This window comes from Arthrobacter ramosus, from assembly GCF_039535095.1.
GTDB lineage: Bacteria > Actinomycetota > Actinomycetes > Actinomycetales > Micrococcaceae > Arthrobacter > Arthrobacter ramosus.
Genome location: NZ_BAAAWN010000001.1, coordinates 3,487,639 through 3,511,104, shown reverse-complemented (window position 1 = coordinate 3,511,104; position 23,466 = coordinate 3,487,639). Strand labels below are relative to the sequence as shown.

General features: G+C 64.2%; 15 protein-coding genes and 1 tRNA gene. 12 read left to right on the top strand and 4 right to left on the bottom strand.

Annotation, left to right across the window (positions count from 1 at the left end):
• Positions 1-97 precede the first annotated feature (97 nt).
• From ABD742_RS16165 to ABD742_RS16155, 3 genes are all read right to left on the bottom strand, one after another.
• Positions 98-2,527 (bottom strand): transglutaminase TgpA family protein, encoded by a 2,430-nt coding sequence (locus ABD742_RS16165; RefSeq protein WP_308193839.1) that lies wholly within the window; start codon positions 2,525-2,527, stop codon positions 98-100.
• 188 nt (positions 2,528-2,715) lie between these two features.
• The gene (locus ABD742_RS16160) at positions 2,716-4,134 is read right to left on the bottom strand and encodes a DUF58 domain-containing protein (protein ID WP_234750871.1); all 1,419 of its coding nucleotides are present in this window, start codon (positions 4,132-4,134) and stop codon (positions 2,716-2,718) included.
• A gap of 22 nt (positions 4,135-4,156) precedes the next feature.
• Positions 4,157-5,233: an AAA family ATPase gene (locus ABD742_RS16155; RefSeq protein ID WP_234750870.1), complete on the bottom strand. Its 1,077-nt coding sequence runs from the start codon at positions 5,231-5,233 to the stop codon at positions 4,157-4,159.
• Between the two features lie 164 nt (positions 5,234-5,397).
• Between ABD742_RS16155 and ABD742_RS16150 the strand changes: the two genes are divergently transcribed.
• From ABD742_RS16150 to ABD742_RS16130, 5 genes are all read left to right on the top strand, one after another.
• Positions 5,398-6,282: a TatD family hydrolase gene (locus ABD742_RS16150; protein WP_234750869.1), complete on the top strand. Its 885-nt coding sequence runs from the start codon at positions 5,398-5,400 to the stop codon at positions 6,280-6,282.
• Positions 6,283-6,548: 266 nt separating this feature from the next.
• Positions 6,549-7,691: a resuscitation-promoting factor gene (locus ABD742_RS16145; protein ID WP_234750868.1), complete on the top strand. Its 1,143-nt coding sequence runs from the start codon at positions 6,549-6,551 to the stop codon at positions 7,689-7,691.
• 106 nt (positions 7,692-7,797) lie between these two features.
• Complete coding sequence (gene rsmA / locus ABD742_RS16140; RefSeq protein ID WP_234750867.1) at positions 7,798-8,679, top strand: 16S rRNA (adenine(1518)-N(6)/adenine(1519)-N(6))-dimethyltransferase RsmA; 882 nt, start codon at positions 7,798-7,800, stop codon at positions 8,677-8,679.
• Positions 8,676-9,653, top strand: a complete 978-nt coding sequence (locus ABD742_RS16135; protein WP_234750866.1) for a 4-(cytidine 5'-diphospho)-2-C-methyl-D-erythritol kinase — start codon at positions 8,676-8,678, stop codon at positions 9,651-9,653. The genes rsmA and ABD742_RS16135 overlap by 4 nt, the downstream gene beginning before the upstream one ends.
• A gap of 52 nt (positions 9,654-9,705) precedes the next feature.
• Positions 9,706-11,541 carry an ABC-F family ATP-binding cassette domain-containing protein gene (locus ABD742_RS16130; protein ID WP_234750865.1) on the top strand — a complete coding sequence of 612 codons (1,836 nt, stop codon included), beginning with the start codon at positions 9,706-9,708 and terminating at the stop codon, positions 11,539-11,541.
• Between the two features lie 1,128 nt (positions 11,542-12,669).
• Here ABD742_RS16130 and ABD742_RS16125 read toward each other — a convergent pair.
• Entirely contained in the window at positions 12,670-13,269 is a 600-nt protein-coding gene (locus tag ABD742_RS16125; protein ID WP_234751058.1) for a TetR/AcrR family transcriptional regulator, read from the bottom strand.
• Positions 13,270-13,545: 276 nt separating this feature from the next.
• On the opposite strand from ABD742_RS16125, the gene ABD742_RS16120 reads away from it, so the two are divergent.
• The 7 genes from ABD742_RS16120 (at position 13,546) to ABD742_RS16090 (ending at position 23,431) form a co-directional block, all read left to right on the top strand.
• Positions 13,546-13,617: transfer RNA gene (locus tag ABD742_RS16120), tRNA-Gln, on the top strand.
• Positions 13,618-13,771: 154 nt separating this feature from the next.
• Entirely contained in the window at positions 13,772-15,280 is a 1,509-nt protein-coding gene (glmU, locus tag ABD742_RS16115; protein WP_234750864.1) for a bifunctional UDP-N-acetylglucosamine diphosphorylase/glucosamine-1-phosphate N-acetyltransferase GlmU, read from the top strand.
• Complete coding sequence (locus ABD742_RS16110) at positions 15,277-16,257, top strand: ribose-phosphate diphosphokinase (protein WP_028266439.1); 981 nt, start codon at positions 15,277-15,279, stop codon at positions 16,255-16,257. Before glmU ends, ABD742_RS16110 begins: the two co-directional genes overlap by 4 nt.
• A 265-nt stretch (positions 16,258-16,522) precedes the next feature.
• Positions 16,523-17,095: a 50S ribosomal protein L25/general stress protein Ctc gene (locus ABD742_RS16105; RefSeq protein ID WP_234750863.1), complete on the top strand. Its 573-nt coding sequence runs from the start codon at positions 16,523-16,525 to the stop codon at positions 17,093-17,095.
• A gap of 105 nt (positions 17,096-17,200) precedes the next feature.
• Complete coding sequence (pth, locus tag ABD742_RS16100; protein WP_234750862.1) at positions 17,201-17,785, top strand: aminoacyl-tRNA hydrolase; 585 nt, start codon at positions 17,201-17,203, stop codon at positions 17,783-17,785.
• Between the two features lie 188 nt (positions 17,786-17,973).
• Positions 17,974-20,694 (top strand): helix-turn-helix transcriptional regulator, encoded by a 2,721-nt coding sequence (locus tag ABD742_RS16095; protein ID WP_234750861.1) that lies wholly within the window; start codon positions 17,974-17,976, stop codon positions 20,692-20,694.
• Complete coding sequence (locus tag ABD742_RS16090; protein ID WP_344788512.1) at positions 20,672-23,431, top strand: LuxR C-terminal-related transcriptional regulator; 2,760 nt, start codon at positions 20,672-20,674, stop codon at positions 23,429-23,431. Before ABD742_RS16095 ends, ABD742_RS16090 begins: the two co-directional genes overlap by 23 nt.
• Positions 23,432-23,466 lie beyond the last annotated feature (35 nt).

The following is a 23,466-nucleotide window of genomic DNA, read 5'->3' as shown; positions in this document are numbered from 1 at the left end:
GGTTCCGGTGCCCTGCCTTTGGCGTTCCAACCCCAAGTAGCTCGCAGTTAATGTCGTTTTCGGCGCCCAGAACGACATCTAATGCCAGTCAGTTGGGTCATCGCCGCCAGCGGATGGCTTCGAACAGTCTCTGCACGGATGCTGCGGCCCGGCGTGCTGCTGCCGCGGAAATGCGACCCAGCCGGCGGAAAGGTGACCACAAGAGCTGGAACCACCTGGACATCAACGACGGCGGGAACCAATCCGCACGAAAAACCGCGAACCAGGAGGCATTGCGCCGGAACGCGGCACGGACTGCCGCGATCCGGACCGCGGCCGTGTTCGCTTGTTCCGCTGCAGTGTTAGCCGCGACGGCGGCCGGGGGACCGTAACGCTGCCGTTCGAAGTCGCCGGTGAGCGATGCAAGCGCGTGCTGCCCGGCGTCGTCGGCGGCTCCCGACGGCGACGCTGCCGCCGCCGGGGCTCCGAGCGCAGCCGAGTTGCTCAACCGGGCCGCGAAGTGCCGCGGCGTTTCGCTGGGCACGGGCGGTATACCGTAATCCGTGGCGAGGTCCTGAAGCTCAGCCCATGCCAGAACCGGACCATCCCGGGGCGGGGCCGGACCGGCCGCACCCCCCGAGCCGATCTGATTGGCCCGTGATGGCCTCAGGCGCCGCGCCCGGATGCCGGAGCGGACCAGCCGCGGGGAGGCGGCCAACACCGCCAAAAGGAGCGCGGCGGCGGTGGCATAAAGAACGGTCGCGGAGCCGGTGGCTGTGCCCGATCCAACCCCCGGACCCGCAAGCGGCGGTACGGCGGCGGTGCTCGGCGCGGGAGTCGAGGAACCCGGGGTCAGGTTCTCGTCGTGCAGGTTGGTGCTCGGGCCGCCCGGTGCGACAGGCTCGCTCGCATAGGGCGGGACGACGCCGCGGGAAGGGGTTGGTTCGAAGGCGACCCAACCGACTCCCTCGAAATAGAGCTCGGGCCAGGCGTGGGCATCGCGGGCATCCACCTGGTACTCCGGAAGGGGTTCCTGTCCTGCCACGGCAACTGTAGCGCCTGTGGCGTGGCCCGGCGCATAGCCCACTGCGATTCGGCTCGGGATTCCGTCCAGCCGCGCCATGACGGCCATCGCAGAGGCGAAGTGCACGCAATAGCCGCTCTTCTGCTGCAGGAAATCGGCCAGCACGGACATGCCGTTGCCGTCATAGCCGCCCTGGACCGGAGCCTGCAGGGAGTAGCTGAACTGGGACGAGCGCAGATAGTCCTGGATCGCCATCGCCTTGGCGTAGTTGCCGTTGGCGCCGGCCGTCACTGCCTTGGCGGTGTTCTTCACAATGTCCGGGACATTGCTTGGCAGCTGGATGAAATCCTGCGAGATGGAGGTGGGCTTGGCGTTGTCTTGGCTCAGCGTTGCGGACGTCAGGGCCGGCAGCGCCGAATACACCGTGTACTGCTGGTTCCTCGTGGTGCCGTCCTCGCCACGGATGCTGAGCGTTGCGGGATCCCATGACCAGCGTCCGCTCAGACCGTTGACGGCTGTCGGGGCATAGGGGACCGGCAGGTACGGACTGGTGAATTGCCCGGTATCGATCACTGTCACTTGGCGCACCAGCTCGGAGGGGAGCGGGTAGTCCGGCGCCATGCGTCCCGGTCCAATGCGCCGGGAGGCTTCGCGGTCGTCCGGTGCCCAGGTATCGCCGTCGAACTTGTCAATGGTGACGGAGCGCAAGTACACCGGTGCCGTGGAACTCGTGGCATAGGTGATGCTGCCGTCGCCGGTTGGATTCCGCAGGCTGTTGCCGAGCGTGATCATGGGGTTCAGGCCGTTGGAGACGCCCCAGGGATTCAGCCGCGAACCGACCGGAAACGTCCCGCGCTCGAAGCCCGGAACCGCCAACGGCAACAGGAGCCCCAGCACCAAGGCCACGCCACCGATCACCATGGACCGTTTGAGCTGCCCCGTGCCGTGGGCGTTGTCCGTCTGCAGCCGCGAGTCCGGGGCGAACCACTGGCTGCAACCCAGGATCAGGATGAAGCCGACGGCGGCGGCGAGGAATCCGGGCAGCCCGCCGCCTTGCGGCTTGATCGTCGCCGGGAACACGAGGACAACCAGCAGGCCCAAGCCACTTGTCGCAGGCATTCCGAGCGGGACCGCCAGGGCATCGATGAGGACAGTAAACAAGCCCAGGCCCGCGCAGGCGACGAACACTATTCCGGCGTTCGGGGAGACGGGTGCTGTCTCCGATACGACCGTTTCGCCGGCCCGTTTGAGGAATTGGCCCAGCGTGTCAAGGGTCGCGCCGGAAGGAATGAAGCCGGCGATGCTTTCCGGCCGGAAGAACGTGAAGTCGAGGATGAACACCAAGCCCAGCAAGCCGCCCAAAGTGGTGAGCACCGGGTGGACCCTCAAGGCTCGAAGCGCAGCCAGCGTCAGTCCGACGACAAACACCGTGGTGATGGCGGGAACCAGCCAGGCCCAACCCCTGAAAACCCCGTTGAGCGAGAGCGAGGCTCCGAGTACGGCGAAAGCGATGGCCGCCGACATTGCCCAAGGGTAGGCTCCGGGTCCTGGCGTTCGCGGGCGGGGCGCCCTTCCTGAACCACGGGCCCACCCCGGACCACGGGCCCACCCCGGACCACGGGCCCTTCCTGAACCACGGGACGAGGGGTCACTTGTCCCTGCCTCCTCCGGGCCCTGGGACCGTCCGGGAGGGCTGTTCCTGGAGGTAGTGGTCATCGCGGCACCGCCGCGCCACGGCGGACATCCATCGCTGCGGCAGCAGCTGCGAGGATCTCTCCTTGATCGAACCCGGCCCATGCCGCGGGAAGGTCCGTTCTCGAACTCACGGCGACGGCACGCCAGCCGCCCAGCTTCAAGGCCTCGATGACGGGCTGGACATGGTGCGGGTGGTCGGTAACCACGAGGGCAAAAGCGTTGGCCCCGTAGCCGGCCGCCGGCGCCAACGCGCGGGCCTCGGAGAGCGGCATGTTGCCGAGCAGCGCGAGAACGGGGCCACGCAGGCGGTGTGCCGCCAGCTTGTCCATCAGGTGGTCGTCGAAGGGCGCCTCGGCACCCTCGACGACGGCCGCTTCTTTACGGCCGCGCTCGCCGTGGACGTGCCGTGGGCCGCTGAGCTGGATGGCTGCGAGGCTTTCGGCAATGGATTGCAGGCCTCCCAAACCGCTGAATTCCTCGGTTTCGGGATATGGGGCGGAGCGGGATGCGCGGAATGCGGGGTGTCCTGCAGCATCGAGGAAACGCAGCGAATAGTTGCGATCGGCAAGATGGGCACTGATCGACATCGCTGCCGTCACGACCCATTCGAAGTTATCGCTGCTCACCAGTTCAAAAGCGTCCTCGTGGGCAGGGCCGAAGACCGCGGCCGAGCCCGATACGAAAGCGGAATAGCGCTGGTCCATGATGATGGTCGCCTCCGGCGTGGTGACGGATTCCTCCTGCCGCACCATGAGTTCGCCGTGCCGCGCCGTCGCGGCCCAGTGGACGCGTCGCATGGGGTCGCCGTGCCGGTATTCGCGGGTCATCACGTCGTCGTCGCTGGGATTGGCGCGGATCCGGGTGGCCGTCACGCCGTCGTTTCCGCGTGCGCCGGCGAGGCCGGTGGCGGGGAGTTCGACGGCGGCAGGCGTCACGGTGAGGATGTCGCCGTCGTCGATCTCGTGCCGGTGCAGCGACAAGCCGAAGGGATCGCAGAATTCGGCCGTGACCGGACCGATCCTGAACTGGCCGCGCTTGCCGGAGCGCAAATGGTATTCATAGCGGCTGGTGCCGCCGGAAGCGGCACGGGCAGGAAAGCGAAAGGCCGGGGGTTCGCCGAAGCGCGGCGGCAACTGCTCCTCCATGATCACGGGCCCGGCGGCCGCCCCAGTCCGTGCCACTGCCAAGCGCACCGTGGCCGTGGACGAGGTCTCCACGGAGGAGGGGTGGAATTCGCGGAACACCTGGAAGCGCGGTTTGAGGATACGGACGCCGGCAAGCGATACCAGTGGCAGCACCACCAGCAGGATCCCGAGGGCCAGCAGGTCCCGCCTGCCCATGATCTGGGCAAGCAGCATGGAACCCGCACCGCTGGCAAGCAAGCCCCAACCGCGGGTAGTGAACAGATGCTTCGGAAGTAGATCGATCAGCGCCATGCCTGCGCCCTCCTTCGCTCTCCTAGCTGCCGCGGCGTTCCGCGCCAGCGTCTTGGCTTACCGGGAGGGAGGCCAGGATGGCCCGGATGATGCTCTGCGGAGTATCACCGGAACTCGCGGCCTTGCGGTCAAGGATGATGCGGTGTGCCAGGACGGACTCGGATACGGAAATGACGTCGTCGGGAAGGACGAAATCCCTTCCGTCAAGGGCAGCGGTCGCTTTGGCCGCCCGCAGTAGTTGCAGCAGGGAGCGCGGGCTGGCTCCGAGGCGCAGGCGGGCGCTGTCCCGGGTGGCCCGGCCCAAGGCAACCGTATATTCCTTGACCGATTGGGAAACGTAGACCTGCTGCACCGTGGCGATCATCGCGGCGACGTCCGCGGAAGTGACCACCGGTGTGACTTTGGCGAGGGGTGAGACCGCCTGATGCGTCTCGAGCATCTCGATCTCGGAGAGCTTGTCCGGGTAGCCCATCGAGATGCGGGCCATGAAACGGTCCCGCTGCGCCTCCGGCAGCGGATACGTTCCTTCCATCTCGATGGGATTCTGCGTCGCGACAACCATGAACGGCTCGCCCAGCTGGTACGAATGGCCGTCCACCGTCACTTGATGTTCCTCCATGCATTCGAGGAGGGCGGACTGCGTCTTGGCGGAGGCGCGATTGATTTCGTCTCCGATCACGATGTTGGCGAACACCGCACCCATCCGGAACTCGAACTGCCGCGAGGACTGATTGTAGATGGAGACGCCCGTGACGTCAGAAGGAAGCAGGTCCGGGGTGAACTGGATACGGCTGACCTTGCAATCGATGGTGCGGGCGAGGGTCTTGGCGAGCAGCGTCTTGCCGACACCCGGCACGTCCTCCACTAGCAGGTGGCCTTGGGCGAGGAGCACGGTGAGGGCAAGTTTGGCGGCCTCGGCTTTGCCGTCGATGACTTTGTTGATGGCCGCCAGGATCTTCTCGCTGGCAGCGTGGAATTGCTCAGGATCCATGACTGTCGGCTTGTGCCCATTGAGGGACTCGCGCTCAGGTGGCAAGGCAACCACGGCCTCGTCCGGCAGCAATTGTTCATCAACGGTGCCGTGTCGCTTTGAGTCCATGGACAATCCCCTCAGCCATGACAGAACCTCAGCCGGGCCGCGTTGCCCTGGCCGGGATATACCGCCTTTTGTACCAGACTACCCAGCCTAGGCCCGCCGCAGACAGAGGTAGCTTCCGGAGGAGTGATCAGGAAGGCATCAGCAGAGAAAGATAGGGTGGATTCATGTGCAATTCCCTCCCACCGGCTTCCTACCGCGCGCCCGAAACCGGCGATTCCAGCAAGGAATACCCGCCGGCTCCCGAGCCCCTGCCGGTCCCCGTAATGGACAACCACACGCACCTCGACTTCCGGCACGGCCTGCTCGAAGTCGCGGTGGCGGATGCTTTGGACGCGGCCGAGGCCGTAGGTGTCCAGGGCGCGGTGCAGGTAGGTTGCGACCTTGAGTCATCGCGGTTCACGGTCCAGGCGCTAGACGCGGACCGGCGGCTCCTCGGAGCTGTCGCCATCCACCCCAACGATGCCCCTGCTTACGCGGGCCGCGGAGAGCTGGAATCGGCGCTCGCGGAAATCGAAGAGCTGGCGGCCCACCCGAGGGTCCGTGCGATCGGCGAGACCGGGCTTGATTTCTTCCGCACCCGCGGCGACGGACTGGTGCACCAGCGCCATTCGTTCCGCCGTCACATCGATATTGCGAAGAGGCTGGACCTCACCCTCCAGATCCACGACCGTGACGCCCATGACGACGTCGTCCAGGTTCTCCGGGAGGAGGGGGCCCCGGAGCGGGTGGTATTCCATTGCTTCTCGGGCGATGAAGAACTGGCGCGAATCTGTAACACGAACGGCTGGTATATGTCCTTTGCGGGCACCATGACGTTCAAGAACGCAACAAATCTGAGGGACGCGCTGGCCATCGCGGATCCGGACCTGGTGCTCGTCGAAACCGATTCCCCGTTCCTCACACCGCACCCCTACCGGGGCCGTCCGAACGCGAGCTACATGGTGCCGTACACCGTCCGTTCCATGGCTGATGTGACCGGAACAGAGCTTTCCACGCTGTGCTCGCAGCTGGCTCGAAACACCGTCGCGACCTACGGATCCTGGGACTGAGCAGAATCCGCATTACATACCCAGTATGTAAAAATCTTGGTCACTTTATAACGCTTCGGTTACAGTGGGTAACCAGTAGCCGGGGTCGGGGAAGGCCTTCGGACAACTAACTCCGTTCGCAATTGGTGTTTTCAGTTGAATTGAGTGTGGCGGCGCACAACTCCGCTGCAGTCCTCATGCATGCTTCGGCCTGCATCCGGGACCGCGGCAGGAGGCCCCTGTGCGCTTTTCCCCGTGCCCGGATGGTCCAAAAGTTACGGGCAAACATGGTCAAGTTCTTCACCACGGGCGGCAAGTTCAGTTTCGTCAAGGTAGGTGCGCAGCTGCTGGTGCTTTTGGCACTGGTACTGGGAGTCGTTGCTTTTACCGGCAACAACAAATCAGTCACCCTCAACGTCGACGGCAAAGTGAGTTCCGTCCAGACCTTCGGCAACACCGTTGACCAGGTGGTCAAGGCAGCCAAGGTTGATCTGAAGGCTGAAGACCGGGTCTCCCCGGCCTTGGACGCCTCGGTGCAGAACGGCTCCATCATCAACGTCAACCTGGCCAAGGCCGTCACCGTCAGCCTTGATGGCGCCCAGCGGACGGTCAACACCACGGCCCCGAACGTCGAAGGACTCGTCTCCGAACTCGGCGTCGCGAGCGCATCGGCTGTCTCCCAGCCCAAAGACACGCAGCTGGCCGTCTCCGGATCCTATGTTTCGATCCTGACCCCCAAGACGATCAGCCTGATCGTGGACGGTCAGAGCTCTTCAAAGACCACGACGGCGGCCGACGTGGGAACCGTCCTCAGCGATGCCGGCGTCTCGCTCGGCGCCAACGACCGGGTTTCGCAGCCCAACTCGGCTCCCGTTGTCCAGAACATGGTCATCAAGGTTTCCCGGGTGGACACCAGCAAGACCGCCACCGAGACGGAGAACGTCCCGTTCGACACGGTCACCACGGAAGACGCCACCCAGTTCAGCGACCAGAAGACGGTAACCCAGGAAGGGGTCCTTGGACTGCTCAGCAAGACGTTCAAGCTCGTCCTGGTGGATGGTCGTGAAGCTTCGCGGACTTTGGTCTCTTCTGACGTCACCGTCAAGCCGGTCTCCGCGAAGGTGACGGTCGGAACCAAGGAACGCCCCAAGCCTGCCCCCGCGGCTTCCGGACCCACTGGCGCGCCAAACGAGGCAATGTGGGACAAGGTCGCACAGTGTGAGTCCGGCGGGAACTGGGCCATCAACACCGGCAACGGTTACTACGGCGGCCTGCAGTTCGACATCCAGACCTGGATCGGTTCAGGCGGTGGCGCTTACGCTCCCAACGCCGCCGCCGCCAGCAAGGCCCAGCAGATCGACATCGCCAACCGCGTCTACGCACAGCGTGGCCTCGGACCGTGGGGCTGTGGCTGGGCAGCCTCCAGCTAGGCAAAACGAAATTGGCCGGGTCCGGAATCTTCGGGCCCGGCCTTTTCGCGCGGTGAAAACGGCGGGCGGGCGCTCCCGCCAGTCGGTCAGACGATACGATACCTAGGTGACTGAACCGAATTCCGAACCCGCCGCCGTCGCACCCCTTCTGGGAGCTGCGGACATCCGACGGCTCGCCGAGGAAATCGGTGTCCGCCCGACAAAGACCCTGGGCCAGAACTTCGTCATCGACGGCAACACGATCCGCAGGATCGTTTCCGCCGCCGGTATCGATCCCGAGGAAACCGTGCTGGAGGTCGGGCCGGGGCTGGGTTCGTTGACGCTCGGCTTGCTCGACGCCGCCAGAACAGTTGTCGCCGTCGAAATCGATCCCGTACTGGCCGGCAAGTTGCCGGACACGGTGCGCACGTGGCGCCCGGAGGCCGTGGACGATTTCCATCTCGTCCTCTCGGACGCCATGAAGATCACGGAACTTCCAGTACAGCCCACGGCCCTCGTGGCCAACCTGCCATACAACGTGGCGGTTCCCGTGGTCCTGCATCTGCTCCAACATTTCCCGAGCCTGCAACACGGGCTGGTCATGGTCCAGGACGAAGTGGCGGACCGGCTGGCCGCGGGTCCCGGCTCCAAGATCTACGGAGTCCCCTCGGTCAAGGCCGCGTGGTACGGCCACATGCGCAAGGCCGGCGTGATCGGCATGAACGTCTTCTGGCCGGCGCCCAAGATCCACTCCGGGCTCGTGTCCTTCACGCGCGGCGCACCGCCCGCAACGCACGCCACGCGCGAACAGGTCTTCGCGGTCATCGACGCCGCATTTGCCCAGCGCCGCAAAACGCTCCGCGCGGCCCTGGCAACTTGGGCCGGGAGCGCGGCGGAGGCCGAACGTTTCATCGTGGCTGCAGGCGTTGATCCGACGGCCCGCGGAGAGGTGCTCGATATCAACGCGTTTGTCCGGATCGCCGAGGCCCGCCACCCCCTGGACGCATGAATCCGGCAATCAGCGGTGTGAACCGCGGGCGCTTCGTCGCACGGACCGTACGCGTCCGGGCACCCGGCAAGGTGAACGTTTCCCTCAACGTCGGTCCCTTGCGGCCCGACGGCTACCACTCGGTGGCCAGCGTGTATCTCGCGGTGTCCCTGTACGAGGAAGTAGCTGCCACGAGCACTGAGGGGCCCGGGATCACGGTCAGTATCGGTCCCTCAAGCACTTTGGACCTCGACGGCGTGGACATCCCCCTGGACGAGCGGAACCTGGCCTACAAGGCCGCCGCCATCATGAGGGATGTCTCGGAGAACCCCACGGGCGTGCACTTGGAAATCACCAAGCGCGTCCCCGTTGCCGGAGGCATGGGCGGCGGCTCTGCCGACGCCGCGGCAACGCTCCTGGCCTGCGATGCGCTCTGGAACAGTGGTTTGTCACGCGAAGAACTGGCCCACCTTGCAGCTGAGTTGGGCGCGGACGTGCCGTTCTCGCTCCTCGGAGGCACCGCCGTCGGGCTTGGCGTCGGCGACGAACTCTCACCCGCCCTCGCGAAAGCGCAGATGGACTGGGTCTTGGTCTGCGCCGACTACGGACTCTCCACACCCGAGGTTTTCCACACCTTGGACAGGCTTCGGAACACCGAGGGACTCGACATCCCTGAACCGCTCGAGGTCGACGCCAAGATCCTGCAGGCCCTGCGCGACGGGAATCCCGACGCCCTGAGCAAAGTCCTTATCAACGACCTCCAGCGCGCCTCGATCAAGCTGGCTCCGCAATTGCGGGACACCATTGGGATCGGGGAGTCGAACGGCGCCCTTGCCGGGATTGTTTCCGGCTCCGGCCCCACCGTGGCTCTGCTCGCACACAACCCCCGGGCGGCCGAGGGACTCGCCGAGGACCTCCGGCACCTGGGACATAATGCCCTTGCTGTGCACGGCCCGGTTCCCGGTGCCCGGATCATCTCCGATACCCTCCTTTGACAAGTCGCCTGTAGCGATTTTCCTGACTATTCACACCAGAAAGTAGTACCCAGTGGCCCACCTGCTCGGCGGTGAAAACCTCACCGTTTCGTTCGCAACCCGCACTATCCTCGACGGCGTAACCCTTGGTTTGGAGGACGGCGACAGGATCGGCATGGTCGGACGCAACGGTGACGGTAAATCCACCCTGATGCGCTTGCTGGCATTGCGCTCGACTCCCGACTCCGGCCGCGTGACCAAACGCGGCGACGTCAATGTCGGCTACCTCGACCAGTCCGACGTGCTTGACGGCGACCTCACGGTGGGGGCCGCGATCGTCGGTGACCAAGCCGACCACGAATGGGCCGCGAACCCCAAAATCCGGGAGATCATGGGCGGCCTCGTGGCCGACGTCGATTGGCACGCCAACGTGCATGCCCTCTCCGGCGGACAAAAGCGCAGGGTCGCCTTGGCCAAGCTCCTCATCGAGGACCACGACGTGATCATGCTCGACGAGCCCACCAACCACCTCGATGTGGAAGGGGTCGCCTGGCTCTCCCGGCACTTGAAGACCCGCTGGCGGGCCAACCAGGGCGCGTTCCTTGTGGTAACCCACGACCGTTGGTTCCTGGACGAAGTCTGCAACCGGACATGGGAAGTGCACGACGCCATGGTGGACCCGTTCGACGGCGGCTACGCAGCCTACGTGTTGGCCCGCGCCGAGCGCGACCGCTCCGCATCCGTCGTCGAAAGCAAACGGCAACAACTGGTCAAGAAGGAACTGGCGTGGCTGCGCAGGGGCGCTCCGGCGCGCACGTCGAAGCCCAAGTTCCGCATCGAAGCCGCCAACGAGCTGATCGCCGACGTTCCTGATCCGCGCGACTCGGTGGCCCTGAGCAAGATGGCAACCGCCCGGCTCGGCAAGGACGTGCTGGACCTTGAAGGCGTCTCCCTGGACTTCAAGGGTGACGACGCCGGCCGGAAGCTCTTCGACAACGTGACCTTGCGCTTGGCGCCGGGGCAGCGGCTTGGGCTTGTGGGCGTCAACGGCGCCGGGAAGTCCACGCTGCTGAGGCTCCTCAACGGCGAGATCACGCCGAGTTCCGGAAAGGTCAAGCGCGGCAAGACCGTTGTCACCGCGGTGCTCAGCCAGGACGTCAAGGAGATCGACGACGTATCCGACCTTCGCGTGATCGAGGTTATCGAACGCGAAAAGCGCTCCTTCAGTGTAGGTGGCAAGGAGTTCTCGGCCGGGCAGCTCGTAGAGCAGCTCGGGTTCACGAAGGAAAAGCAGTGGACTCCGGTTTCAGACCTTTCCGGCGGTGAGCGGCGCCGCCTGCAACTCCTGCGCCTGCTGGTGGGCGAACCGAACGTCCTGATGCTCGACGAACCCACCAACGACCTCGATACCGACACCCTGGCCGCCGTCGAAGACGTCCTGGACGGCTGGCCCGGCACGCTCGTCGTGGTCAGCCACGACCGCTACCTGCTGGAACGCGTCACGGATTCCCAAATGGCGCTCCTGGGCGACGGCAAGCTGCGCGGGCTTCCGGGCGGCGTGGACCAGTACCTGGAATTGCGCGAAGCCGCGTTGGCGAGCGGTGCGGTGACCGGCGGCGCGTCGAGCGGAAGCGCCAGGCCGACGGCGGCAAGCGGCTCGAGTGCCGCCGTTTCCGGGCCGAGCGAAGCGGAGAAGCGTGAAGCCCGTAAAGACCTGAACAGGATCGACAGGCAGCTGGGCAAGATCGCGCAACAAGAAGAGAAGCTCCACGTCCAAATGGCGGCCAAGTCCCAATCCGGCGACTTCGACGGCCTCGGCGAACTGAACACCAAGCTCCAGGAGCTCCTCGAAGAAAAAGAAGGCCTGGAGCTCGAATGGCTCGAGGCGGCGGAGATCCTGGGGGAGTAGGCGGGCTGGGACGTCGCGGATTCCCGCGGTCACCTTGGGTGCCGGGGCCGGACAACGGTCCTTCGGCGTCGCTTAGACACAACGCAAAGGGGCTACTCGCTCGCTGAGCGAGCTCCTAGCCCGTTGCGTCGCGATGCGCTCCTTTCCGAAGAACCGCCGTCCGGCGGTTAAGGGGCGGCGGACTGCCGGCGTCGTCCGCCAGACGTGAGATGGGGACGGGGTCCGAATCTACACCCAAATGTGCTGGCGACTCGGAAAAGGGAATCCGATGCGCGGATTCGGGTGTCGATAGGGATTTTGCGAGTCGACGGGACACATGGGCGTCGGAAATCGGGGCGCGGGTCGGAAGCCGTTGCTTGGTGAGTCGCGGGCGCTTCTCGACACCCGAATGTGCCTGCGACGCACATCGAGGAATCCGACGCGCGGATTCGGGTGTCGATAGGGATTTTGCGAGTCGACGGGCTCGTCGGCGTCGGAAGTCGGGGCGCGGGTCGGACGGCGGTTGCTTGGGGAATGGGCGGGTTTCGACGCCCGAATGTGCCTATGACACGGAAAGAGGAATACGACGCGCGGATACGGGCGTCGACAGGAATTTTGCGTGTCGGCCCGCTCGTCGGCGTCGGAAGTCGGGGCGGGGGTCAGAAGCGGTTGCTTGGTGGATCGGGGGCGGGTTTCGACGCCCGAATGTGCCTATGACACGGAAAGAGGAATACGACGCGCGGATACGGGCGTCGACAGGAATTTTGCGTGTCGGCGGGACACATGGGCGTCGGACGGAGCAACGAAGCGCACATCGGGGTGATCCCAAACGGAACGTTGGCAAGAGCGGTGCTGCGGGCCTTCGGGTAGGAGCGCATCGCGGCGCATCGGGGTTTGGAGGTCGCTCTGCGACCGGAAGGCCCCTTATGCGCTGTGTCTAAGCGACGGCGAAGGGCCGTTGCGCCGCGTGGGCTACCAAGGAAACGCGCGAAGGTGACGGCGGACGCGACCAAGGGCGACGGCGAAGGGCCGTTGCGCCGCGTGGGCTACCAAGGAAACGCGCGAAGGTGACGGCGGACGCGACCAAGGGCGACGGCGAAGGGCCGCTGCACCGCGGAGGTGACCAGGGGTACAAGCCAACCAGACGCCCTAGACCTCGCTCCGCAGTTCCGGTTCTTTTTGCAGGCCCGTCAGGCCGTTCCATGCGAGGTTGACCAGGTGGGCGGCTACTGCGCGCTTGTCGGGCTCGCGGTGGTCCAACCACCATTGGCCGGTCATGGCCACCATGCCTACCAGCATTTGGGCGTACATGGCTCCGTCGGCTGCGCTGAATCCGCGCCGGGAGAATTCGTCGGCGAGCAGGTTTTCCACGCGATCCGCCACGTGGGAGAGCAGGGTGGAGAAGGCGCCTTCGGGTTGGGAGGGCGGGGCATCGCGCATGAGGATCCGGAAGCCGTCGCTCCGCTCTTCGATGTAGCCAAGCAAGGCAAGGGCCGCCTGTTCAACGAGGACGCGTGGTTTGGCTTCGGCGGCGAGGGACTCGTTGATGGCGTCGAGCAGGATCCGGAATTCGAACTCCACAACCTGCGTGTAGAGGCCTTCCTTTGACCCGAAGTGCTCGTAAATCACGGGCTTGGACACGCCTGCGGCGGCTGCGATTTCGTCGATGGTTGTGGCGTCAAGGCCGCGGGCGGCGAAGAGGCCCCGGCCTATTTCGATGAGCTGGGAGCGGCGCTGGGAGCCTGTCATCCGGGCACGGGCAACCTGGGCTGCGGGTGCATGGTTGATCACCCTGGAACCCGTCGATTGCCGGGGAAGTCCTGTGCTGTTGCTCACGCATCCATCATGCCTCATGTCAAGCGTGAAGCGGCCTCGGGAGGGCCCGTCAGTACCGCTGAAAAGGACTCAGGAATGCACCAAGTCGCGAACACCGCAATGGTCATGGCAGACTAGATTCTTGTGTGTGCGACCCGGTCAATCGGGAACCCGGCGGACCCTGCGTCCGCAAGGGCCACGTGCGCACGGTCCGCTCTGGTGTAATGGCAGCACCCCGGCCTTTGGAGCCGTGGAGTATAGGTTCGAATCCTATGGGCGGAACTTGTCGGTGGTCTGCCGGCACCGCCTCTGAAGGCACCGTCTCTCCCGAAGCTGTCCACTGGCTGCGCGGAAGGCTGTGAATCGGCAAGAGTAGGATAGAGCAGATGCCGCAGCCGGGTTCGCCCGGACGTAACCGAGCAAGGAGAGCGACTTCGTGAGCCCCGATACTACTGGCCCCGCCGCTGTAATTGTCCTAGCTGCCGGAGCCGGTACGCGGATGAAGTCGCGGACTCCCAAAATCCTTCACGAAATCGGCGGACGCTCCATGGTGGCGCACGCCATCCTCGCGGCGCGTTCCATCGATCCCCAGCAGCTGGCCTTGGTGGTCCGCCACGAACGGGACCTCGTCGCCGCGCACATTGGACTGATCGATCCCGACGCCGTCATCGTGGACCAGGACGATGTTCCGGGAACCGGACGCGCGGTGGAAGTAGCGCTTGACGCCTTGGACGCGAAGGCCGAACTCAGCGGCACCGTGGTGGTCACATATGGCGATGTGCCTTTGCTGACCGGTTCCCTTCTCTCCGAGCTTGTTGCCACGCATGAATCCGAGGGCAACGCGGTGACGGTCCTGACCGCGGTCCTCGACGACGCCAATGGTTATGGCCGCATCCTTCGTGCCGAGGACGGCACCGTGCTGGGCATACGCGAACACAAGGACGCCAGCGACGCTGAGCGCTCCATCCGCGAGGTCAACTCCGGCATCTACGCTTTTGACGCAAAAGTGCTTCGCGAGCAGTTGCGCAAAGTGACCACCGAGAATATCCAATGCGAAAAGTACCTCACTGACGTCCTCGAACTGGCGCGCGACGCCGGAGGCCGGGTTTCCGCCGTCGTCACCGAGGACCGTTGGCAGGTGGAAGGTGCAAACGACCGCGTCCAGCTGGCCGCGCTGGGAGCCGAGCACAACCGCCGCATCGTTGAAGCCTGGATGCGTGCCGGCGTCACGGTCGTTGACCCGGCCACCACGTGGATCGATTCCACCGTCACCTTGGACGAAGACGTCCGCCTCCTGCCCAACACACAGCTCCACGGCACCACCACCGTGGCGCGCGACGCCGTCGTCGGCCCCGACACGACCCTCACCGACGTTTCGGTGGGCGAAGGCGCGAAGGTGACCCGCACCCACGGCTCGGGATCCACCATCGGCGCCGGATCGAGCGTGGGTCCGTTCACCTACCTGCGCCCCGGCACTGTCCTTGGGGAGACCGGCAAGATCGGCGCCTTCTACGAAACCAAGAACGTGACGATCGGCCGCGGTTCGAAGCTGTCCCACCTCGGCTATGCCGGCGACGCCGAGATCGGCGAGGACACCAACATCGGCTGCGGCAACATCACGGCCAACTACGACGGCGAGAAGAAGCACCGCACGGTGATCGGCTCCGGCGTACGGACCGGTTCCAACACCGTCTTCGTGGCCCCCGTAACGATTGGCGACGGCGCGTACAGCGGCGCCGGTGCCATCATCCGGAAAGACGTTCCCGCCGGAGCCCTCACCCTGAGTGTTGCTCCCCAGCGAAACGCCGAGGGCTGGGTCATCGCCAACCGGCAGGGCAGCAACTCGGCCCAGCTGGCACAGGCTGCGCAAGCCGCGCATGGCTCTACTGCCACCCCCGATTCCTCAAGAACTCCAGCAACCACAGAAGAGGGCACACAGGCATGAGCGAAATTACCGCACACGGCGAGAAGAAACTAGTTCTCGCCGCCGGACGGGCGCACCCCGAGCTGGCGCAGGAAATCGCCAAGGAGTTGGAAACCGAACTCCTGCCTATCGACGCTTACGACTTCGCGAACGGGGAGATCTATGTGCGCTCAGCGGAGAGCGTCCGTGGGACCGACGCCTTCGTCATCCAGGCGCACCCGGCCCCGCTGAACAACTGGCTCATGGAGCAGTTGATCATGATCGATTCCCTGAAGCGCGCCTCCGCGAAGCGGATCACGGTTGTTTCGCCGTTCTACCCGTACGCCCGGCAGGACAAGAAGGGCCGCGGCCGCGAGCCGATCTCCGCCCGTTTGGTGGCAGACCTCTACAAGACTGCCGGCGCGGACCGCATCATGTCCGTAGACCTGCACACGTCCCAGATCCAGGGGTTCTTCGACGGCCCCGTGGATCACCTCATGGCCATTCCGCTGCTTGCCGACTACATCCGCACCAGGGTCGAAGCGGACAACATCACCGTTGTCTCGCCGGACACCGGCCGTGTCCGCGTTGCGGAACAGTGGGCCGAGCGCCTGGGCGGCGCGCCGTTGGCGTTCGTCCACAAGAGCCGCGACCTCACGGTGCCGAACCAGGCTGTCTCGAAGACCGTCGTCGGGCAGATCGAAGGCCGCACCTGCGTCCTGATCGACGACATGATCGACACCGGTGGAACCATCTCCGGCGCTGTCCAGGTCCTCAAGAACGCCGGTGCCAAGGACGTCATCATCGCGTGCACCCACGCCGTGTTCTCCGAGCCGGCGGCACAGCGCCTGGCCGATTCCGGTGCCCGCGAGGTGGTCGTCACCAACACCCTGCCGATTCCGGCCGACAAGCGCTTCCCGCAGCTCACGGTGCTCTCGATCGCACCCTTGATTGCGCGCGCCATCCGCGAAGTATTCGACGACGGTTCCGTCACCAGCCTCTTCGACGGCAACGCCTAGTCCCCGGACCAGGGCCGTTTTCCCTTTGGCGGGACGCGGCTGCTAAACTCTTGGGGATACCTTGGCGAGGGAGAGCACATCCGGGTTAAAACCGGACTGCGGGTCTCCGTTATCGACTGGGTCTGAATCTCCTTCAACGAAGGCGGACTGAAGCTGCTGCTCAGCGGCTGGCAATCCGCCGGGCGTGGAAGGTCACCACAGACCTCCGCCCTTGCTGATCGACTTGCCGGCAATTTACCGGCGCCACAGTAATCAAGGAGTACACATGTCTGAGCAGAAGCTCGCAGCAGAACTGCGCACCGAATTCGGCAAGGGTTTCGCCCGCCGCGCCCGTGCAGCCGGCCAGATCCCGGCCGTCATCTACGGTCACGGCGCGGAGCCCCTCCACATCAACCTGCCGGGCCGTGCCACTACCCTGGCCGTCCGCGTCTCCAACGCACTGTTGGCCCTTGACGTCAACGGCGAAGAGCACTTGGCCCTGGTGAAGGACATCCAGCGCGACCCGATCAAGCAGATCATCGAGCACATCGACCTCCTGACCGTCCGCAAGGGCGAAAAGGTTACCGTTGACGTGGCCGTCCACGTTATCGGTGAAGCTGCCATTGGCGCAGTCGCCAACCAGGAAGCCACCACGGTTTCCCTCGAAGCCGAGGCTACGCACCTGCCGACCTTCGTCGAAATCAGCATCGAAGGCCGCAAGGCGGGCGAGCACGTCCACGCTTCGGACATCGTCCTGCCGACGGGCTCGGAACTGCTTACCGATCCGGAGACGCTCGTCATCCACATCTCGGAGGCCACTACGGAAGCCGAGGAAGAGGCAGCTCCTGCCGCTGAGTAGTCTCCCTGACTAGTCGAGGCATACGCCTTTGCGAGTGGCCGGGTCCCCGAGGGGGCCCGGCCACTTCTTTTTCATTCCACCCTCTTGATTCCCTAGGATGACTCCATGACAGACACCTGGCTGATCGTAGGCCTTGGCAATCCCGGCGCTGAATACAGCCACAACCGCCACAACGTCGGCCAAATGGTCCTGGATGAACTTGCCTCGCGCATGGGCGGAAGCTTCAAAGCCCACAAGGCCCGGGCCCAGGTGGTCGAGGGCAGGCTCGGAATCGGGGGGCCTCGCGTAGTACTGGCGAAACCGATGAGCTATATGAATGTTTCCGGGGGACCCGTTTCCGGCCTGGCCAGGTTCTTCGACATCGCTCCGGATCACGTGATTGCCGTCCACGACGAGATTGATATTCCCTTCAATACCGTTAAATTGAAGATCGGCGGCGGGGAGGGCGGGCACAACGGCCTGCGGGATATTTCCAAGGCTTTGGCTACAAAGGATTACTTGCGGGTTCGCGTGGGAGTCGGCAGGCCACCCGGGAGGATGGACACCGCGGATTATGTCCTCAGGGATTTTGGAGCTTCCGAGAAGAAAGAGCTTCCATTCCTCCTGGATGAAGCGGCGGATGCTGTCGAGGTATTGGTGACTGAAGGTTTGCTTGCCGCCCAGCAGAAGTTCCACCCGGTCAAGGCCTAGCGGCGGGGCCCCGTGCACACTCATTCAGTGGTTAACAAGTACCCTGATCGTTCGTCCGCTGACTAATTGATTCGCGCCGATCGCTATGATACTTTGCAAATCACTGCTGGGGGTGAAGAGGAAATACAAATGCAAACGACCCGCTGAACGTCACGTCCGCCAGAGCTGCGAAGGTAGCGTGATCTGAATTGCGAGCAACACCGGAATCTGAAACAGAGCGACCCGCAACGGAACGGCAAGCACTGGGCGCTGCAGAACGTCGAAAATGGTCGTCGCTGGTCAGGCAGGATCTTCAGAACACGGTTATTGAAGCGCTCGACGACCCGTCGTTGTACGGAGTAGTGGTGGTTGGCGGGCCGGGCGTCGGCAAAGCGACTTTTGCCCGTTCGGTGGAGGCCCGGCTCACGCCAAGGACCCACGTACTGCACCTCCACGGCTCCACGGACGCCACTACTCCGTTTGGGGCGCTGGCCCATCTGCTCGCGCGGCTGCCAGTCGATGCCGCGGATTCCCCTGGCGCGATCATCCACGGCATCTCGCACTTGATAAGTTCGGACGCCGCGGGACGCGAAGTGCTGTTGGTCCTTTCGGAACTTCCCGCTTTGGACAGCATGAGCACGGCCCTTTTGGTGCACTTGTTAATCAGTGGGACAGCAAAAGTCCTCGTCACTGTCCGCCAAGCCACAGACATGCCGGAAGACCTGGTCAGGCTATTGAAAGACGGCCTCCTGGACGAGGTTCAACTTCAGGTTCTTTCCCGCGCGGAAGTTGCCAAACTGCTCGGCGGGGTCCTTGGGAAACGAGTGACCGCTACGGCTGCAAGCGCTTTGCACGCGTCCAGCGGTGGAAACCCCCTGGTACTCCAAGCCATCGTCACTGAACAGCTCCGCTCAGGCAACCTGCATCTGGCCGGGCAGGTTTGGGCAATGAAGGGCGAAATCCACCTTTCTTCCGCGGAAGTCCTGACCGACCTGGTCCGCTCGCGCCTGGCCCGGGAGAGCCCTGCGGTCCAGGAAGCGCTGGAGCTTCTTGCCCTCATTCGAACGGCCCCACTCGCCGTGTTGTTGGACGTCCTGGAACCTGAAGTGGTTGCGGAGATGGAGTGGTCCGGCTACCTCCGCATCGAACCGTCAGGCGCACGCCGGGTGGCGCTGCGCGACGAGTACATGGGTGAGGTCATTCGGGGCTGGATGGACCTGCCACGGCGGAATGAACTGCGGCGGCTCGCCGCCGGGGTGATCGGCAGCATTACCTGGGACCTGGATGCCGAGGCACTCCTGGGCTTTGCCTCTTCGACGCTGAACGTCCGCGAAACCCTTGAACCCGGAGTGGCCCTGGCCGCTGCGACGGCGGCGAACAGGCAATTCGATCCTTGGTTCGCCTTGGAATGCGCCCGGCAGATCGGGCGCGAGGATAAGGAATGGGTGGCTGCCGCCCAGCAACGCTGCGTTTCCCACGTCATTCTGGCTGAGCACGAGGCTGCGGTGGCCGCTTTGAAGGATGTGACGCCCGAGCAGCTTCGGCGCCTCCCGGCCTATGACTATGCGGACTATGTCCAGGAGCTCTGCAGTGCGCTGTTGTGGATTCCGGGTGGGCACCTCCAGATACCCGGCCTGATCGCCGAGGCCCTTGAGGATCTTTCACGCCGGTCGCAAGAAGTCGGAGCGGATGCCACGGAAATTGAACGGGCATCCGGGATGCTTAGGGTCGCGGGTTTCGAGCTCCAGGTCCATCAGGGCGAGTACTCCGAAGTTGCAGAGGCCTTGGAGCAGGAGTACCGGGACGGCAATGATCTTCAACAAAGGTTGAGTTGCGGGAGCCTGCTGACCATGGCCTGGGCAGTACTTGGCAGGGAAATGGAGGCCATCGAGCTGGCGCGCGAGCTGAAGCACAAGATACAGCGCGCAAAGGCGCGGCCGAGACTGCACAACTGGTTGTCCGAGGGCTTGTTTGCCGCACTCCTTTGCAGCGGGCAGTGGGAAGAACTGGCCCGGATGCTGACGGCGACCCTGGATCAGCAACCAAAGAACATCCACTACCTTGGCGGCGCCGCCGAACTTGCCCTGGGCGTTTCCTACACCTATGCCGGACGGGCTTCAGTCGCGATCGACACCCTGCTGGGGGCCCAGGCGCAGTTGGAAATCAGGCGCAACTACTACGGACCAGCGTTGGCCTACTCCGCGCTCGCTTTTGCCTACGCCCAGGCCGGCGACGTGAAGGAATCCCGGACTTTTCTCGAATTGGCTGAAAAGGGACAAGGGGAAACTGCGTGGTTCCCCGCCTGGATGGCCGAATTCTGCGTCAAGATGGCAAGGCGCTGGCTGAAGGATCCCGGGGCGAAGCAGAGTCTCATCGAGTCGGCCAACCGGGATTTGGCGAAGGGACGGATCACCACCGCATCCATCAGCCTCTTCGGCGCGACCGTCCACGGCACCGAGGAGGAACTGTTGCTCCTGGAGCAGGTCTCATCCCGTCGCCAGGGCAAGATGGCCGCAGTGAACCGGATGGTGGCGGAGGGAACCCGCAAGAAGGACCCGAAGACGCTGCTTCTTGCCGCTTCGGTTGCCCAGGAACTGAAGTTGGATGCGGTGGAGTCGCGCTGTGCCGTCCTGGCCTTGGACATTGCCCGGGAAGCCGGCGATTCAGCGTCCGCGAGGCTGGCCCAGCAACGGCTGGATCGCTTGGTGGGTACCGTGCCGGTACTGCCCCTGACACCACACACTTTCGGACCTGAACTGACGGAAAGGGAGCGTCAGGTTGCAAAGATGGCCAGTCAAGGGTTGAGTAACAAAGAGGTAGCCAACCAGTTGCAAGTTTCCGTGCGCACAGTCGAAGGCCACCTCTACCAAATCTTCACGAAAATGGGAATCTCATCGAGGAGCGAGCTTGAAGGAACCGCGCAGTCATGACAACGCTGCGATGGTACATCGTCATGGCGGAGAAAGCGGTACAAGGCCGCCTGAACCGTGGCTCGACTATGGGCATTTGCTTCCTGGAATCACAGCCGCCATCCGTGCCGATGATTGCTCGGCCGTCTTCATTGTGGGCGATTCCGGACTCGGCGCGTCATCTCTCCTGGCCCAGCTGGGCAGCGTCTTCGGCGGCGAACTTGCGGTAGTCCCGATTCACGGAAGTCCGTCACTGACCGCTGTCCCGTATGGGGTACTAGCGCCTTTTCTTTCCCATCTTTCACTCGCCGACATATCTTCCCGGGTCGCTGTGCTTCGCTCACTCTGGGATCACCTCGAAGGCATCCGCGTAGGTACCGGACCAGCTTTGCTGCTCGTCGATGACGCGCACTACCTGGACGATGCCACGTGCGCGATGCTGACGGAGCTTGTCCAGGCAGGATGGGCAAAAATCGTGGCCGCATGCGTTCCACGGCCGGGAGTTCCCGGGCCGCTCCTGCGATTGTGGCACGAGGGAACTGGCGAGTGGTTTGACCTGGAGCCATTGACTGCTGAGCAAGGCCACGAACTGTGCGAGGCATTGCTGGGTGGAATCGTCCTGAACAGCACGAGCCATGGGTTCTGGACCGAGGCAGGGGGCAACACCCTTCTTCTGAAGACCCTTGTCCGCGAAGCCGAAAGCTCGGGTACCCTCGTCCAAAGACACGGCGTTTGGCTCAAGACGGCCGCAACACCGGTCCACACGGTGAAGCTGGAGGCCGTTGTCAAACTTCAGCTGATGCGCATTTCGGCCGCGGGCAGGGAAGCCTTGAGCTTGATTGCATTGGCAGAGCCGGTGGACGAGACGTTGATTAACATTGTGGCCGGAGAAGCGGCCGTCCAGGAGCTGGTGGACCAGCATTTGATCAAGCCAGCAGGCAATGGGTTGCCAACCCTCCGGCTCGTCAATCCGGTCTACGGAGAGGTGCTCAGAAGCATCGTCCCGGCCGCGCAGAGCCTCCAACTGCATCGGCAGCTGATCTCCCGGATGGATGTATTGGAGGACAACCCGGATTCCTTGTTGCGGATGGTGACGTGGTCACTTGACTGCGGGGCGGACGTACCAGATCGTCTCTTGATCCGGGCCGCGGTCCTTTCGGCGAGGCTACTGCAGAGCGAGACGGCATTGCGCATGGCGGCTGCGGTGCGGGACATACAATGGCAATCGGTTGCTCAGGCGGTTATGGCCCGGTCATACTTCAATCTCGGCCGCCGGGACGAGGCCGCGGCAGTCTTGGTCCAGGAAACGGTGGATGGCGACGCCGGACCCTCCCACGTAGTATCAGCCAGCCTTCTGCGCGCAGTCACGCGTGCCGCCGTCGGGCAGTCCGCTTCCTTGATCCGGGCGGAGGCCGAGGTCCTCCGCGAATGGGGCGAACAGCAACCCGGCCTCGAGGGCCAGAGGACGCCGGACGCGAAAGCCGCGGTGCCGCTCGCCGTCACCGTGATCGGGCTGCTTGCTGGCTCCGTGGACGGCGACTACGGGAGGATGGGCCCTGAACTGGAGCGCGTGCTTCTTCAGTCGGGAACAGTGGAAGGCGCTTTGGCCCCACTCTTGAGGGCCCTGGCGCTGGCCCTGAAGTCAGAAATGCTATGCGCCCTCGGCCGCGGGCGTCAGGCAAGGCTGTTGGTTCTCGAGGCTGCCGCCCTGGTGCAGCCGCAGGAGAACGATGTCTTCTTCGTCCCCGAGTTCATCTCCGCCCGCCTCGTCATTTGCGCATTGGCTGTAGGTGACTGGGCCGACGCACAAAAGCTCCTCGACAGGTACTACGAATCGTCGGGTGTCTCGATGGCATCCTTCGGCGGGGCGGCCTACGTGGTGGCCGGGTACATCGCCATCAGGCAGGGAAAATCCGGCGACGCCTTGCCGTTGCTGACTGCGGGACTCGAAGCCTTGCGGGACAGCGATCCGCAGAATCTCTTCGGACTGTGTGCCGGCATGGCTTTCTATGCCGCAGCTGGCGCCGGGTTGCCTGAAGCCGAACGGTTCCGGGCGGACTACAAGGCCTGGGGACAACACAGCACCCACCTTCTCGCGTCACAGGCAGGCAGTTTTTTCGACGCCGCGCTGGAACTCCTCAACGCTGACGGCTCCGGCCTGGAGGCGTTGCTCCGCAACGCTGACAACGCGGCGAGGGAAAACGCCACGTACCTTGAACTTCATGCCCTGGAGCTTGCACTTGGCCTGGGGGACATCAGCAGGCTGGACCGGTTTTGTGAATCCGCGGCTGCAACGGAGGGCGAATGGGCGCAAGGGCTCGCCGAATACGGGCGGGCACTTAAGTTCGGGGGTGCTGCCCGGTATCTATCCGCAGGAGAGAAGCTACAGGCGGCAACGGTCTACCATTTAGCCGCGAAGGCTTATGGTCTGGCGCTGGCAGCACCGGATCGCGGCCACACCAAAGAGCTCAGTGCCGTTGCGCGCGCGGGGCTGGCGCGCTGCAACGAAGAACTCGGCCAGGGCAGCGAGGAAACACAGAACGAGTCCGTGGTTCCGAAGCTGACAAAGAGGGAATGGGACATTGTCAATCTGGCGGTCCAGGGCCTCAGCGACCGGCAGATTGCGGACACGCTGCTAATCTCGGTCCGCACCGTCGAAGGGCATCTGTACCGGTGTTATTCGAAATTGGGGATCACCGGCAGGGACGAACTTGCCGGGGCCGCCGCCGTCGCACAGGGAACATCGAGTACAAGCTGAAGCGTGGGATGGCTGCAGGGCAGTAGTAGTGCACT